This is a genomic window from Pseudomonas sp. CAM1A, from assembly GCF_047501685.1.
Classification (GTDB): domain Bacteria; phylum Pseudomonadota; class Gammaproteobacteria; order Pseudomonadales; family Pseudomonadaceae; genus Aquipseudomonas.
Genome location: NZ_JBFNXP010000002.1, coordinates 664,516 through 678,250, shown reverse-complemented (window position 1 = coordinate 678,250; position 13,735 = coordinate 664,516). Strand labels below are relative to the sequence as shown.

The following is a 13,735-nucleotide window of genomic DNA, read 5'->3' as shown; positions in this document are numbered from 1 at the left end:
CCGGCGAACACGCTACCGCTATATACTTTTGAACATATCGATTCAGAAGTACGTGTTTGCCATGCCCAGTATCCGTGACCGCAACCTGCAACTGATCCTCGCTGCCGCCAGCGAGGAATTCGCCCACCATGGTTTCGCCGCCGCCCGGGTCGACGCTATCGCCGCCCGCGCCGGGCTGCCCAGGGCCAACGTGTTCTACTACTTCCGCAACAAGCGCCTGCTCTACACCGCAGTGCTCGACCTGGTAATGGAACCCTTGCTGCGCGCCTCGCGCAGCCTGGTGCCGGAGGCTCACCCCGAACAGGCCCTGCCGCGCTACTTCAAGGCCAAGGCCGAGGTGGCGCGCCAGCACCCCGGCGCGGTGCGCGTCTGGCTCAAGGAAATGCTGCATGGCGCCCGGCAACTGCCCGGTGAACGCGCCGAGCTGCTGCGCAGCAGTACCAGGCAGACCCTGGCCTGCCTGGCGCAGTGGATGGAGCGCGGGCTGATCGTGCAGACCACGCCCGAGCACCTGCTGCTGTTCCTGTGGTCCACGTCCCTGGCGACCTTCCGCTTCGGCATGGCCCCCGGCAGCTCAGGGCAGATCAAGCCATCCCGCGCCTCGACCCAGGCCCAGGCCGAGCTACTGCTGCGCGGCCTGCGCCCAACGCCATTTTCAGCCCAGTCGCTATAGCGCAAAAAATATAGCGATAGATTCAGGCTTGTTCAGCCACCACCCCCTGCAACCGCGCCCACAGCCGCTCGACATGCTCACGCTCGGTGGGCAGCGCCCCCACCGAGACCCGCACCATCCAGCGCCCGTCCAGGGTCGCCGGGGTCACGTAGGCATCACCCGAGGCGTTGAGCCGCTCGGCCCAGGCGCGGGTGTGGGCATCCAGCGCCTCGCCTTCGAGACCCGCCGGACGATGGCGGATGCACAAGGTCTGCAACTGCACCGGCGCCAATACCTCCCACGCGGGAGCCGCCTCCACCTGCGCGGCCAGCCACTGCGCGTTTTCCAGGTCGCGGCGCAGGCGTTGCTGCAGGGCCTCGACTCCTTCGCTGCGCAGCATGAACCACAGTTTCAAGGCACGGAACCGACGACCCAGGGGGATGCCCCAGTCGCGCAGGTTCTTCACCTCGCCATCGACCGCCGACTGCAGGTAGCTGGGGTTGGTGCTCATCACCCGGATCAGGTGCTGCGGGTCGCGTACATAGTAGATCGAGCAGTCGAAGGCCACGCCCAGCCATTTGTGGGCATTGACCACCACCGAATCGGCCAGCTCGATGCCGTCCCACATCCAGCGGCATTCCGGGAGGATCATCGCCGAGCCGGCCATGGCCGAGTCCACGTGCAGCCACAGCTGGTTGGCCTGGGCGATCTCGCCGATCGGGCGCAGCGGGTCCAGCGCGGTGGTGGTGGTGGTGCCGGTGGTGGCAACCACGGCGCAAGGCTGGTTGCCGGCGGCGAGGTCCTGGGCGATGGCTTCGCGCAGCGCCTCCGGGCGCATGGCGTAGTGCGCGTCGGTGGGGATCAGGCGAATGTTTTCACGGCCGAATCCGGCCAGCAGCGCGGCCTTGTCCACCGAGCTGTGGGCATGGGCGCTGACGTAGACCACCAGGGGCTTGCCCTGGGCCTGCAGGCCGCCGCGCACCTGGGCATGGTCGGTGGCCCGTTCGCGGGCGCAGATCAGCGCCACCAGGGTACTGGTCGAGGCGGTGTCCTGGATCACCCCGCTCCATTGCCCGCTCAGGCCCAGCAACTGGCGCAACCAATCGAGGGTGGTTTCCTCCAGCTCGCTAAGGGCCGGGCTGGACTGCCAGGACAGGCCGAGCACGCCAAGGCCGGTGCTGAGGAAGTCGCCGAGCACCGATGACAGGGTGCCGTTGGAGGGGAAGTAACCGTAGAAGTCCGGGTGCTGCCAATGGGACAGGCCGGGCATCACCAGCTTGTCGACGTCGGCGAGGATGGCCTCGAACGGCTCGCCTTGCTGCGGCGCGCCCTGGGGCAGCGCGGCCTTGAGGTAGCCGGGCTCGACCTGGGCCATGACCGGGCGCTCGCCGACGCTCTGGCGGTAGTCGGCGATCAGGTCGATCAGTTGGTGGCCGTATTGGCGAAACTCTTCTGGGGTCATGCGCGTTCTCCTGTGAGGTGTCCGCTGCCTGTGCCGGCCCTATCGCGGGGCAAGCCCGCTCCCACGCGAGTTTGCTTGCAACCCTGTTCACTGAGCGACAGCGTCGGGCTGTTTCCAACCACAGGCAACATCTCAACGTGGGAGCGGGCTTGCCCCGCGATGAGGCCGGCACAGGCAACACAATGCCCGCAGTCTAGGCGCCTGCCGGCTTGCGAATAACCCCGCTTCGCGCATAGCTGCTATGGCAAAGGCGCATGCCCGCCCTGCACGCCGAACTGCGACTGGCGCCACACCTCGAACACCCGGTTGCGCAACCAGCGATGCTCGGCCGAGGCCTGCAGACGCTGATGCCATACCACCCAGTAACGCTGGGTATGCTCGACAAAGCCCATCGGCCGCCAGCTCAGCCCATGCAACCGCGCCAGTTGCCGGGCGATATGCTCGGGCACCGTGGCCAATGCCTGGCCGTTGCCGACCACCTGGACCATCGCGCTGAAGAACGGCACCTCCAGACTGACGCGCCGTTGCAGCCCCTGGGCGCGCAGATGGCGGTCGATGAAGCTGTCCTTGTCACCACCACCGGACACCCGCACATGCTTGAAGGCCAGGTAGTCGTCCTGGCTCAGTTCAGCGCGGGCGCTCAGTGGATGGTCATGGCGCATCAGGCACACCGCCCGGTCCTCGCCCAGCAGCCGGCCGTGCAGGTTGGGCGGCGACTCGTCGAACAGCGTGGTGGCCAGGTCGATCTCGCCGCTGGCGAGCAAGGCGTACTGCCCGGCCTGCCAGGTACGGTATTCCAGCGACACCCCCGGCGCCTCCTGCTGCAACACCTTCACCAGCTGCGGCAGCATGTGTTCGGCCACGTAGTCCGAGGCCGCCAGGCAGAAGCGCCGCTCGCAGCGCGCCGGGTCGAACGCTGCGGGCTGGCGCAGGGCGTTGAGCTCGTCCAGTACCTGGCGCAATGGCTCGACCAGCGTTTCGGCGTGTTCGCTGAGCACATAGCCACGCCCCTGGCGCACCAGTAGCGGATCGTCGAAGGCCTCGCGCAGGCTGGCCAGCTGGCGGCTCAGCGCCGACTGGCTGCATCCCAGGCGCTCGGCGGCGTGGCTGAGGTTCTTCAGCTGCAGGAGGCAGTCGAGGGTGCGCAGGTGGGCGAGGCTGAGGGAGGCGAAGGTGGGGTGCATGGCACAGGTCCGCAAATGTTCGCGGGGCAAACCCGCCCCCACAGACGTGCTGGGAGCGGGCCTGCCCCGCGAGGATGACGCTCGGCTCAGTCAGTCAGGCCGACATAGACGTTCTGCACGTCTTCGTTCTCGTCGATAGCCTCGAGGAAGGCCTCGACCTCGGCCAGGGCTTCGGCGCTCAGGCTGGCGGCACTCACCGGGTTCTTCGGGGTGTAGCCGATCTTCGCCGAAGTCACGGTGAACCCCTGCTCGGGCAGGGCTTTCTGCACGGCGTCCAGGTCGGTGGTGTCGGTGATGAACAGGGTCGAACCCTCTTCCTCGCCGTCCTCGAAGTCCTGGGCGCCGGCTTCGATGGCTGCCATTTCCGGGTCGGCGTCGCCTTCCGGGGTGGCCTCGATCAGGCCTACATGGTTGAAGTCCCAGGCCACCGAACCGCTGGCACCCAGTTGGCCCTTGCGAAACAGCACGCGGATCTGCGCCACGGTGCGGTTGACGTTGTCGGTCAGGCACTCGACGATCAGCGGCACCTGGTGCGGGGCGAAGCCTTCGTAGCTCACCGCATGGTATTGCACGGCCTCGCCGTCCAGGCCGGCGCCTTTCTTGATCGCGCGCTCCAGGGTTTCACGGGTCATCGAGGCTTTCTTGGCCTGGACGATGGCCAGGCGCAGGCGCGGGTTCATGTCCGGGTCGGCGCCGGACTTGGCGGCGATCTGGATCTCCTTGGCCAGCTTGCCCATGATCTTGCCCTTGGCGTTGGCCGCCGTTTCTCTATGCTTGGCTTTCCACTGTGCGCCCATATCGACTCTCTTTGTTTCAGCGGCCGGTTCAGGAAGCGACCGGCCAAAAAGTGGGGAGAGTTTATACGCCCTGCGCACCGGGTTCGACAAGAAATCGCATCAGCTTCAGCCCTTGTCGGCCTTCCCCGCCGCCGCCGCGAACTTCGCCAGGCGCACATCCAGCCCGCGCGGACGCACGCCGCGGTCTTCGGCACGCTCCTTGCGGCGGATGGCGTTGCGCACCATCAGCGACCCCAGGTAGCGCACCGGCTCCGGCGGGAAACGCCCCAGCGGGCCCTTGACCAGCGGCGAGCGGGTCCAGGCGTTGTCCAGCCCCAAGGCCAGCGACGAGAGGATCTGCCCGCCCATATGGCACGGCCCCACCCCGCTGCCGGAATAGCCGAAGCCGTAGAATACGTTGCCCTGCCCATCGAGCCGGCCGAAGAACGGCAGGCCGGTCACCGAGCGGTCCGACGGCCCGTTCCAAGTCGCCGCCAGCGGCACCTCGGCCAGCGCCGGGAAGAACTCGGCCAGGCTGTCACGCAGCAGCGGCTGGTACGGCGATGGCTGGTCGAACACCGGCAGCATGCGCCCGCCGTAGGCGAAGGTGTTGCCGCCCTTGCCGAGCATCAGCCGGCCATCGGAGGTGTTGTGGTAGTAGTGCACGAAGATCCGCGAATCGAGCACGCTGACGCCGCTGTCCAGGCCGATCTGGCGCAGCAGTTCGGGGCACGGCTCGGTGATCACCATGTCGCTGGAGACGATCGCCACGCTGCGCTCGAACTGCGGAAAGGCCCGCGCCATCCAGGCATTGAGGCCGAGGACCACGCGGTCGGCGCGGATGGTGCCCGTCCGGGTGCGCACCTGAACCGGCGCACCATGCTCCAGGCCAGTCATCGCCGTGCCTTCGTGGATGCGCACGCCACGCTGCAAGGCCACCCGGCGCAAGCCGCGCACCAAACGCCCCGGCTGCACCGTGGCCGCAGCCGGCGAGTACCAGCCCTCCAGGTGACGCTGGGAACCGGCCAGGCGCTGCACCTGCTCCAGCGCCAGGCGCTGGAACGAGTTGATGCCCTTCCGCTCCAGCGCGGCGATCACCGCATCGGTGCCGCCGAGCTGGGCCTGGTTGGTGGCGGTGTAGAGCGTGCCGTCCATGCGGAAGTCGCAACGGATGCCATTGGCCGCGCAGAACTCGCCAATGGCGCCAATGCTGCGTTCGGACTCGCTCACCAGACGCACCGCCTCGGCCACCCCGAACAACCGCTCGAGGGTGAAGTACTTGGCCGACCAGGAAAGCGCGCAGCCTCCATTGCGCCCGCTGGCCCCGGCGCCACAGATGTCGGCCTCGATCAGCAGCACCTCCAGCTGCGGCGCCTGCTCCTTGATCATCAAGGCAGTCCACAACCCGGTGTAGCCACCGCCGACGATGCACACGTCGCAGCGCACGTCACCGGCAAGCGGCGGGCACAGCGCCTCGTCTTCCTGGTCCAGGGCCTGTTGCAGCCAGAAGGGTCTCATCTACTCGCTTTCCTTTAGGTACGCAGTGGCTTGATCGCCATGCTGGTGTTGGGAGCCACGTCATTGGCCTGCTCGGTGGCCGCAGGACGACTGTTCCAGTGCGGCAGCAGCACCAGGGCGGAGAACAGCGCGGTGCCGGCGAAGACGATGAACACCGTGACACTGTCGAAATAACCCGGCAGCAAGCCGCCAAGCACCGCGCCCACCGAGCCGCAGCCGTTGACGAAACCGGCTGCGGTGGCGCCGGCCTTGGCCGTGCCGAAGTCGATGGCCGCGGCGCCGCTGATCATCGAGTCCGGGCCGTACAGGGTCAGGCCCATGACGAACAGCAGGGCCACCACCAGCAGCACGCTGCCGCTGTGCATCGCCGCCATGAAGCCGGCCAGGGTCAAGGTGAGCAGCACCAGGCTGATCACGCAGGCCGGCATGCGCCGGGCGCCGAACAGCTTGTCCGAAGCCAGGCCGATGAGGATCGGGCCAAGCAGCCCGGCCAGTTCGAAAGCCGTGGGGATGATCGCCGCGCCGACCTTGCCCACCGAGGGCATCTGCTCAAAGACGATCACCGGCCCCCACAGCAGGATGGCGTAGCGCGCCGGTTTGAGCATGAAGTAGGCCAGGCCCAGGGTCAGCACCGTGCGGTTGCGCAGGATCTCGCGCAGCGGCGCCCAGACGCTGCACAGGTTCGCCCCCGGGGCCATGCTCTGCGGTTCGGGCTCCACCGCCGGCAGGCCGACGTCCTCGGGCTTGTTGCGCTGGAAGATGAAGAACAGCACCGCCACCGCGGCCACCACCACGGCACTGGAGAAGAACGCCGCGTGCCAGGTGCCGACCAGGGTGTAGGCCCACCAGCCGGCGAACGGCGAAGCCACCAGGCCGCCGAAGGCGTAGCACGAACTCCACAGCCCCAGTACCCGTCCACGCTGCGAGGCCGGGAAGAAACTGCCGATGTTCTTGCACAGCCCGGCCCAGCCGGTGGACTGCGCCAGCCCCTGGATCAGCATGCAGGTGGCGAAGATCGGAAAGGTCGCGTAACTGCCCATCACCACCGCGGCCGCCGCCGAGATCAGCAGCCCGCCCAGCACCACCACACGGGGGCCGAAGCGGTCGGCGAGCATGCCCCAGGTGAACTGGCCTATGGCGTAGGCGGCCAGGTAGATGGCGTCGAGGTTGGCCATGGCGGCCTTGTCGAGCATGAAATTCGGATCCTCGCCGATGCCGAGCTTGGCCACCGAGAAGGCTTTGCGGGTGAAGTAGAAGGCGGCGTAGGCCAGCCAGGTGATCGCGAAGATCTGCACGCGCCAGCGTTTGATAGCGCCCAGGGATTGATTCATTGACTCTGACCTCTTGCTTGAGTGTGCCGGCAGAATGTGAAGAAACGCCTGTCTTGTTGTTGTGTTGCGCACTGCGTGACGGAGGGACGTCACCTGGTCAGATGGCGGTGGTGCCGCCATGGCCGACATGCCGCTGCTCGTGGCAGAGGCGTCGGGTTGAAACACATGGAAACAGCTGCTGACTGATAAATAAAATCGATTTATCGTATTTCACACATAAGCCCAGCTTTTAAGTGGAGTGTTCGATGTCGGTCTCCCATGCTCAACTCAAGGCCTTCCACGCGGTTGCCGAACAGGGCAGCTTCACCCGCGCGGCACAGAAGCTGTTTCTCACCCAGCCGGCGGTGTCCGACCAGGTGCGCAAGCTTGAGGAGCGCTTTGGCGTTTTGCTGTTTCACCGCAACAAACGTTCGGTGCAGTTGACCGACCTGGGCGAGCGCCTGCTGGGCGTCACCCAGCGTCTGTTCGCCTGCGAGGCCGAGGCCCAGGAGCTGTTGCAGGACTCCCGCGCCCTGCACACCGGCAGCCTGACCCTGGCGGTGGACGCGCCGGTGCATGTGCTGCCGCAGATTGCCCGGTTCTGCCAGCGCTATCCGGGGATCCAGGTGAAGATCGAGACCGGCAACACCGACGAGTCGCTGGCGCGGCTGTTCAGCTACCAGGCCGACCTGGCCCTGCTCGGGCGCGATGTCGATGACGAGCGGCTGTTTTGTGTGCCGATGCGGCGCGACCCGATGGTGGCGTTTGTCTCGCACCAGCATCCTTGGGCCAGCCGTGGGCAGATCAGCCTGGCGGACCTGGACGACACGCCGTTGGTGCTGCGTGAGCCGGGGTCGGTGACGCGGCAGACGCTGGAGGAGGAGATGCAGCGGGCGGGGTTGCGGATTCGGTCGGCGATCCAGGTCGAAGGGCGCGAGGCGGCGCGGGAGGCGGTGGTGGTGGGGATTGGCGTGGGGGTGGTGTCGGCGGCGGAGTTCGGGGCCGATGCTCGGGTTTGTGCTTTGCCGATTGTGGATTGTCAGCGGCATTTGACGGAGACGTTGGTGTGTTTGCAGGAACAGCGGATGCGGCGGGTGGTGGCTACGTTTTTGGAGATGGTTTTGGAGGGGGGTTAGGGTCTGGATCTTTTGTGATTGTTTTTGTATTTGTATGCGCATTCGTAGAAGATATCGACATTTAGTCACCTTTCCGCCTTTACGGCGGGTTTTACTTTGGACGGCCAAAGTAACCAAAGCCGCCCCGCTCCGTTCATCCGGCCCCTGCGCTTCGCTCCGGGGTTCCCTCGCTCCGTTCTTGCTCCCGGGAGTACCGCGCTGAACGCCCCATCCTGGGGCGCAGCGCTTGACGGCCATCCATGGCCGTCACCTCCCTTCGCAAGAACTCCGCTCGGCCTCCTGAAGTCGCAATTTGTGGTGTCTGAACTATCGCGCGCTTAGAAGCCAGAGCAAGAGCAAGAGCAAGAGCAAGAGCAAGAAATGCAAAGTTATTTAATTAAAGTTTAGTTATACCATTTCGCAGGACAAGGTCGCTCCAGGGTTATATGCGGCGGCTGGCTGCGTTCGAGAGTTTAACTAATTACTCAACTAGCGACAGCAGCTCCAGTTCAGGCGCCGCCCGTAACTTCGCGACTTCAGGAGGCCGAACGCAGGTCTTGCGGAGGGAGGTGACGGGCAAGGATGCCCGTCAAGCGCTGCGCCCCAGGATGGGGCGTTCAGCGCGGTCCTCCCGGGAGCAAGGCCGGAGTGAGGGAACCCGGAGCGAAGCGGAGGGCCGGATGAATGGAGCGCAACGGCTTTGGTTACTTTGGCCAAGACCAAAGTAACCCGCCGTAAGGGCGGAAAGGTGAATAAGCGTCGACATCGCAAATGAATGCGCCTACAACTATTAAAACAATACCCAGGAACTCAGGAACAAAAAACCATTCCATGACAAACTACTAACTCCCCTACAACCGCAAGGCCCCACAAACCATGTTCCACCGCCTGGCCGCCGACACCCTGGTCCTGTTCCACCTCTCGTTCATCCTGCTGGTCCTGTTCGGCGGCCTATTGGTGCTCTGGCGCCGCCGCGCCCTGCTGATCCACCTCCCCGCCCTCGCCTGGGGCCTGGCCGTGGAAGGCCTGCACCTGGAATGCCCCCTGACCGACTGGGAAAACCACCTGCGTAAAGCCGCCGGCGACGCCGGCTACCACGGCGGTTTCGTCGAACACTACATCTGGCCCGTGATCTACCCCGCCGGCCTGACCCCACAGATCCAGCTGTGGCTGGGCACCATCGTGCTGGCGCTCAACCTCGGCATCTACACCTATGTGCTCTGGCGCCTATCGCGTGGCCACCACAAATAGCCGCGGGAACGGCAACAACACCCGACCGTCGCTGGCCGCCGGGTAGTCCTGCTGCATGGCCTGCAGGTACAACTGCAGAAAACCCGCCTGCTCCTGCTCATCCAGCCGCGCCAGGTAAGGCCGCAACGCCGAGCCCTTGAACCACTCCACCACCGCCTCCGCGCCACCGATCAAGGGGTGGTGATAGGTGGTGCGCCACACATCCACCCGCGCGCACAAAGGGCTGAGCAAATCGTAATAGAACCCCGCGTTGTGCCGCGGCGGCAGGCTGAAGTCAGCGAACTTGTCAGCCCAAGGCCCTTGGCTTGCAATCTCACGCAAGCGGCGATGGGCCGGCTCGTCGAGGTTGTCCGGGGTCTGCACGGCCAGGCTCGCACCCTCGTTCAGCTGCCGCACCAGATGCGGATAGAGGCTGGCATGCTCCGGCACCCACTGCAGCGAAGCGTTGGCGAGAATCAGGTCCTGGGGCACCTGCGCCGCCCAGCCGGCGATCTCGCCAATCTCGCAACGCACCCGCGGAATGCTCAACCGTGGCCGCTGCCGGGCCTTGTCGACCATGTCCGGGTCGCTGTCCAGGGCGACGACCTGCGCATCGGGGCAACGTTGCAGCAACACCTCGGTGGAGTTGCCCGGCCCGCAGCCAAGGTCGGTGGCGTGGCGCACCGGGCGCGTCGGCACGGCGGCAAGCAGGTCGCGTACGGCGCGGGTGCGTTCGTCTTCGAACAGCGAATACTGGGTGGCGGACCAGGACATGGGACGACTCCTTGTAGGGCAATTGCGTGCAGCATAAGCCATGTCGGCACCACACAACGTAGGGATGATCCGATTGGCGCAGGCGAAAACGAAAACGGCCGGTCCCTTGGCGGGGACCGGCCGTTGCGCGAGGCGCTACCGCAGTCAGTGACGCTTGGCGGTACGCATCTGGTGCACCACGCCCATGGCCACCACGATGGCCGCGGCGATGCCGGTGGAGATCACCAGGATCTGGTAGTCAGGCATGAAGGCCATGGTCACCAGCGCCGCCACGATGAACACGATCACCAGGTAGGTCAGCCACGGGAACAGCCACATCTTCAGGCGCACTTCCTTGCCCTCGGCAATCAGCTTGCGGCGCATGCGCAGCTGCGAGAAGGCGATCACCAGGTACACCAGCAGGGCGATCATGCCGGTGGTGTTCATCAGGGTTTCCAGCACGTCCTTCGGGCGCAGGGTGTCGCTGAAGTTGATCAGCGCGCAGAACACCGCCACCAGGCACGAGCCGATGATCGCGTTCACCGGCACGCCAGTACCGGTGCGGGTGAACTTGAACAGGCGCGGCGCGTCGCCACGCTGGGCCAGGGAGAACAGCATGCGCGAGGCGGTGTAGTGGCCGGAGATCAGGCAGCTGCTCACCGAGGTCAGTACCACGAAGTTCATCAGCAGCTCGGCATACGGCACGCCCAGCAGCTCCAGGGTACGGCGGTAGGCGCCATAGCCAGAAACGCCCAGGTGCGGATCGTTCCACGGCACCAGGCAGACGATCAGGAAGATCGAGCCGACATAGAACAGGCATACCCGCCAGACCACCGAGTTGGTCGCCTTGACGATCTGGGTGGCCGGGTCCTTCGCTTCGGAGGCGGCGATGGTGACGATTTCGGCGCCGAGGAAGGCGAACATCACCCCCAGCAACGCACCGATCACCGTGGTGATGCCGTTGGGCATGAAGCCTTCGGCGGTCAGGTGGGTGATGCCACGCACTTCACCGTACTGCCAGACGTTCATCACCGCGGCGGTGCACACCACCAGGAAGCAGACGATCGCCACCACCTTGATCAGCGCGAACCAGAACTCGAACTCGCCGTAGTGCTTGACGTTGAAGAAGTTGACGGTGATCAGCAGCAAGGTCGTGGCCAGCACGAACACGTTGACGCTCACGTCCGGGAAGAAGCCGTGCAGGATCTTGCCCGCCACGTAGGCCTCCCAGGCCATGAGGATCACCCAGTACCACCAGTACAGCCAGCCGATGGTGAAACCGGCCCAGCGGCCGATGGCGCGGTCGGCGTAGGTGGAGAACGAGCCGGTGTCCGGCGAGGAAGTCGCCATTTCACCCAGCATGCGCATGATCAGCACCACCAGGATGCCGCCAGCAAGGTACGCCAGCACGGCCGCCGGGCCGGCGCTGTGGATCACGCTGCCGGAACCGACGAACAAGGCGCCGCCGATCACCCCGGCGATGGACATCATCGTCAGGTGGCGCGACTTGAGCGAGGCGCTGAGCTTGCTCTCGTGCCCATCCTTCGCGGTGGTGGATGTGGATGTTGCGTCCATCAGTTATTTACCCCGTGCTTCTTTTTATCCAAGGAAAAACTGTGAAACCCCGATGGTTATCGGTCTCACCTGTACATCAGTGCTACTGCGGGCAGGGAGGTGTGCGCGAGCACACGCAGGCCATCCGTGGCGGCCTGCTTACGCGGCCAGAGGCAATCCTCTGGACGAACTGAACCATGCTGGGGACGGACGAGCAGCGTCCGGCCACGCGAGAAGAAGGTGCGAGGCAGAGCTCGACGGTAAAGCAGCGATGTTGTGATTATTCATGGCGCTGTCATGTGCTGTGTTGGCTATATCTGACACGTAATGTAAAAATGTCGAACACATTGAGCCATGCACAGCGGCATGAAAAACGCACTGCACTGTACAGGCCGCCGATGCAATACACCCGCTGTACCCCCGCAGCGCCTGGCGTCCCGCACACCTGAAGGCCCCCGAATGCTCCAGCTCCATCCGGACTCCTCCACCCCGCTGGTCAACCAGATCATCGACGGCTTGCGCGCGCTGATCGACGACCAGACCCTCAAGCCCGGGGCGAAGGTCCCGTCGATCCGGGCGTTCGCCTCGACCTACTCGGTGAGCACCTTCACCGTGGTCGAGGCCTACGACCGCCTGGTGGCCCAGGGCTTGCTGGTGAGCAAGGGCAATGCGGGGTTCTTCGTCAATCGTGCGGCGAACGAGCTGCTGGACAAGCACAACGTCGAGGTCGACAGCGGGCGCCCCACCTTCAACTCCGAGTGGTACTTGCAGCAGATCTTCGAGATCCGCCAGTTGCCGTTCAAGCCGGGTTGCGGCTGGTTGCCCAACGACTGGATGTACGAGGAAGGCCTGCGTCGCGGCCTGCGCCAGGTGGCCGGTAGCCCGCTGGAGCTGTCAGGCTACGGCGACCCCCTGGGCCTGCCGGAGCTGCGCGCGCTGACCGCGCAGAACCTGCAGCAGGAACTGTCGATCGTCGCCAACCCGGCGCAGCTGATGCTCACCCACGGCGCCAGCCAGGCCCTGGACCTGGCCGTGCGGACCCTGGTGCGCCCCGGCGACGTGGTGCTGGTGGACGACCCCGGCTACCCCAACCTGATGAGCATCCTGCGCACCCAGGGCGCCACCCTGGTGGGCGTGCCGCGTACCCCGGCCGGCTACGATCTCGACCAGCTCGAGCGCCTGCTGGCCCACCACCGCCCCACAGCCTTCTTCACCCAGCCGCATCTGCACAGCCCGACCTGCTCGCGCACCCCGCTGGCGCAGCTGCACCGCCTGCTGCAGCTGGCCAGCCAGCATGGTTTCCGCCTGGTGGAGAACAACCTCTACGCCGACATGATCGCCGACCCGCTACCCTGCCTGGCGAGCCTCGACCACCTGCAGCAGGTGGTGTACGTGGGCAGCTATTCAAAAAGCATCTCGCCCAACGTGCGCGTCGGCTACCTGCTGGCCAACCCCGAGCTGACCCAGCAACTGCTGCACCTGAAGATGCGCTCGGGCCTGACCACCTCGCAGGTGATGGAGCGGGTGGTGTACGCCGCGATCATCGACGGCCGTTGGCGCAAGCACCTCAAACGCCTGCGCCAGCGCTTGGCAGAAGCGCATCAGGAAGTGGGCCGGCACCTGCATCGGCTGGGCTTCGAGCTGTTCATCGAGTCGGATGAGGGGATGTACATCTGGACGCGCCATCCGGCGATCCCCGACAGCGCCGCGCTGCTCGACGATGCCCTGGAGAAAGGCATCATGCTCGGGCCCGGACAGTTGTTCATGGTCGATGCCAAGGCTACCGGGTGGATGCGCTTCAATGTCGCGTTCAGTACCGACCCGGCGATGTGGGAGTTGCTGGAGAGGGTGCTGGTGAAGCATGTGCGTAGAGACAGTGTTTGAAAATACGCTGCGTGTATGAGTTAAGCGCAATAAAAAGAGACACGCAGCGCTAGCAAGCAGCACAGAACTGTTAACTTCAACTTCTCACTGAATCTAAAACCAGATAAGAGACAACACTACTTGCTCACTGTAGTCGTGGTAACTGTCAGCCTGACCGCCTTGGCACGCTCCAGAAATTCTTCAAACGTCACCACTCCATCGCCATCTTTATCCAGCACGTTTCGAAATTCAAACTCAAGGCGCTGAAATTCTTCACCTGCTATGGAACAAGGACCAGCGCATGAGCCGAGCGGAAAG

Annotated in this window: 11 protein-coding genes; 4 read left to right on the top strand and 7 right to left on the bottom strand. The window is 65.1% G+C overall.

The window, feature by feature from the left end; translation table 11 throughout:
• The first annotated feature begins 61 nt into the window (after positions 1–61).
• The gene (locus ABZO33_RS06930) at positions 62–673 is read left to right on the top strand and encodes a TetR family transcriptional regulator C-terminal domain-containing protein (RefSeq protein ID WP_414535393.1); all 612 of its coding nucleotides are present in this window, start codon (positions 62–64) and stop codon (positions 671–673) included.
• A gap of 22 nt (positions 674–695) precedes the next feature.
• Here ABZO33_RS06930 and ABZO33_RS06925 read toward each other — a convergent pair whose 3' ends face one another.
• The 5 genes from ABZO33_RS06925 to ABZO33_RS06905 all read right to left on the bottom strand — a co-directional run bounded on the left by ABZO33_RS06925 (position 696) and on the right by ABZO33_RS06905 (position 6,923).
• Entirely contained in the window at positions 696–2,114 is a 1,419-nt protein-coding gene (locus ABZO33_RS06925; protein ID WP_414535392.1) for a DOPA decarboxylase, read from the bottom strand.
• A 239-nt stretch (positions 2,115–2,353) separates the two neighbouring features.
• Positions 2,354–3,298: a LysR family transcriptional regulator gene (locus tag ABZO33_RS06920; RefSeq protein WP_414535391.1), complete on the bottom strand. Its 945-nt coding sequence runs from the start codon at positions 3,296–3,298 to the stop codon at positions 2,354–2,356.
• 86 nt (positions 3,299–3,384) lie between these two features.
• Positions 3,385–4,095, bottom strand: a complete 711-nt coding sequence (locus ABZO33_RS06915; protein ID WP_110995175.1) for a YebC/PmpR family DNA-binding transcriptional regulator — start codon at positions 4,093–4,095, stop codon at positions 3,385–3,387.
• A 105-nt stretch (positions 4,096–4,200) separates the two neighbouring features.
• On the bottom strand, positions 4,201–5,592 hold the full coding sequence (locus ABZO33_RS06910; RefSeq protein ID WP_414535390.1) for an FAD-dependent oxidoreductase: 1,392 nt from the start codon (positions 5,590–5,592) through the stop codon (positions 4,201–4,203).
• A gap of 14 nt (positions 5,593–5,606) precedes the next feature.
• Positions 5,607–6,923, bottom strand: coding sequence for an MFS transporter (locus ABZO33_RS06905; protein ID WP_414535389.1), 1,317 nt, complete (start codon positions 6,921–6,923; stop codon positions 5,607–5,609).
• 245 nt (positions 6,924–7,168) lie between these two features.
• On the opposite strand from ABZO33_RS06905, the gene ABZO33_RS06900 reads away from it, so the two are divergent.
• Together ABZO33_RS06900 and ABZO33_RS06895 are read left to right on the top strand one after the other, a co-directional pair.
• Positions 7,169–8,038, top strand: coding sequence for a LysR substrate-binding domain-containing protein (locus ABZO33_RS06900; RefSeq protein ID WP_139670143.1), 870 nt, complete (start codon positions 7,169–7,171; stop codon positions 8,036–8,038).
• Between the two features lie 855 nt (positions 8,039–8,893).
• On the top strand, positions 8,894–9,268 hold the full coding sequence (locus ABZO33_RS06895) for a DUF2784 domain-containing protein (RefSeq protein WP_367856351.1): 375 nt from the start codon (positions 8,894–8,896) through the stop codon (positions 9,266–9,268).
• On the opposite strand, the gene tam is transcribed toward ABZO33_RS06895, so the two are convergent.
• Both tam and ABZO33_RS06885 read right to left on the bottom strand, forming a co-directional pair.
• A complete protein-coding gene (gene tam, locus ABZO33_RS06890; RefSeq protein ID WP_414535388.1) occupies positions 9,245–10,021 on the bottom strand; it encodes a trans-aconitate 2-methyltransferase in 777 nt (258 codons plus the stop codon). The two genes, ABZO33_RS06895 and tam, sit on opposite strands and share 24 nt — an antisense overlap.
• Before the next feature lie 144 nt (positions 10,022–10,165).
• Positions 10,166–11,575 (bottom strand): amino acid permease, encoded by a 1,410-nt coding sequence (locus tag ABZO33_RS06885; protein ID WP_414535387.1) that lies wholly within the window; start codon positions 11,573–11,575, stop codon positions 10,166–10,168.
• Positions 11,576–12,013: 438 nt separating this feature from the next.
• Between ABZO33_RS06885 and ABZO33_RS06880 the strand changes: the two genes are divergently transcribed.
• Entirely contained in the window at positions 12,014–13,438 is a 1,425-nt protein-coding gene (locus tag ABZO33_RS06880) for a PLP-dependent aminotransferase family protein (RefSeq protein WP_414535386.1), read from the top strand.
• The last annotated feature ends 297 nt before the right edge of the window (positions 13,439–13,735 follow it).

What these genes read in the sequence shown, in the direction of transcription:
- ABZO33_RS06930 (WP_414535393.1), top strand. Translation starts at nt 62, where the DNA reads ATGCCCAGTATCCGTGACCGCAACCTGCAACTGATCCTCGCTGCCGCC.
- ABZO33_RS06925 (WP_414535392.1), bottom strand. Translation starts at nt 2,114, where the DNA reads ATGACCCCAGAAGAGTTTCGCCAATACGGCCACCAACTGATCGACCTG.
- ABZO33_RS06920 (WP_414535391.1), bottom strand. Translation starts at nt 3,298, where the DNA reads ATGCACCCCACCTTCGCCTCCCTCAGCCTCGCCCACCTGCGCACCCTC.
- ABZO33_RS06915 (WP_110995175.1), bottom strand. Translation starts at nt 4,095, where the DNA reads ATGGGCGCACAGTGGAAAGCCAAGCATAGAGAAACGGCGGCCAACGCC.
- ABZO33_RS06910 (WP_414535390.1), bottom strand. Translation starts at nt 5,592, where the DNA reads ATGAGACCCTTCTGGCTGCAACAGGCCCTGGACCAGGAAGACGAGGCG.
- ABZO33_RS06905 (WP_414535389.1), bottom strand. Translation starts at nt 6,923, where the DNA reads ATGAATCAATCCCTGGGCGCTATCAAACGCTGGCGCGTGCAGATCTTC.
- ABZO33_RS06900 (WP_139670143.1), top strand. Translation starts at nt 7,169, where the DNA reads ATGTCGGTCTCCCATGCTCAACTCAAGGCCTTCCACGCGGTTGCCGAA.
- ABZO33_RS06895 (WP_367856351.1), top strand. Translation starts at nt 8,894, where the DNA reads ATGTTCCACCGCCTGGCCGCCGACACCCTGGTCCTGTTCCACCTCTCG.
- tam (WP_414535388.1), bottom strand. Translation starts at nt 10,021, where the DNA reads ATGTCCTGGTCCGCCACCCAGTATTCGCTGTTCGAAGACGAACGCACC.
- ABZO33_RS06885 (WP_414535387.1), bottom strand. Translation starts at nt 11,575, where the DNA reads ATGGACGCAACATCCACATCCACCACCGCGAAGGATGGGCACGAGAGC.
- ABZO33_RS06880 (WP_414535386.1), top strand. Translation starts at nt 12,014, where the DNA reads ATGCTCCAGCTCCATCCGGACTCCTCCACCCCGCTGGTCAACCAGATC.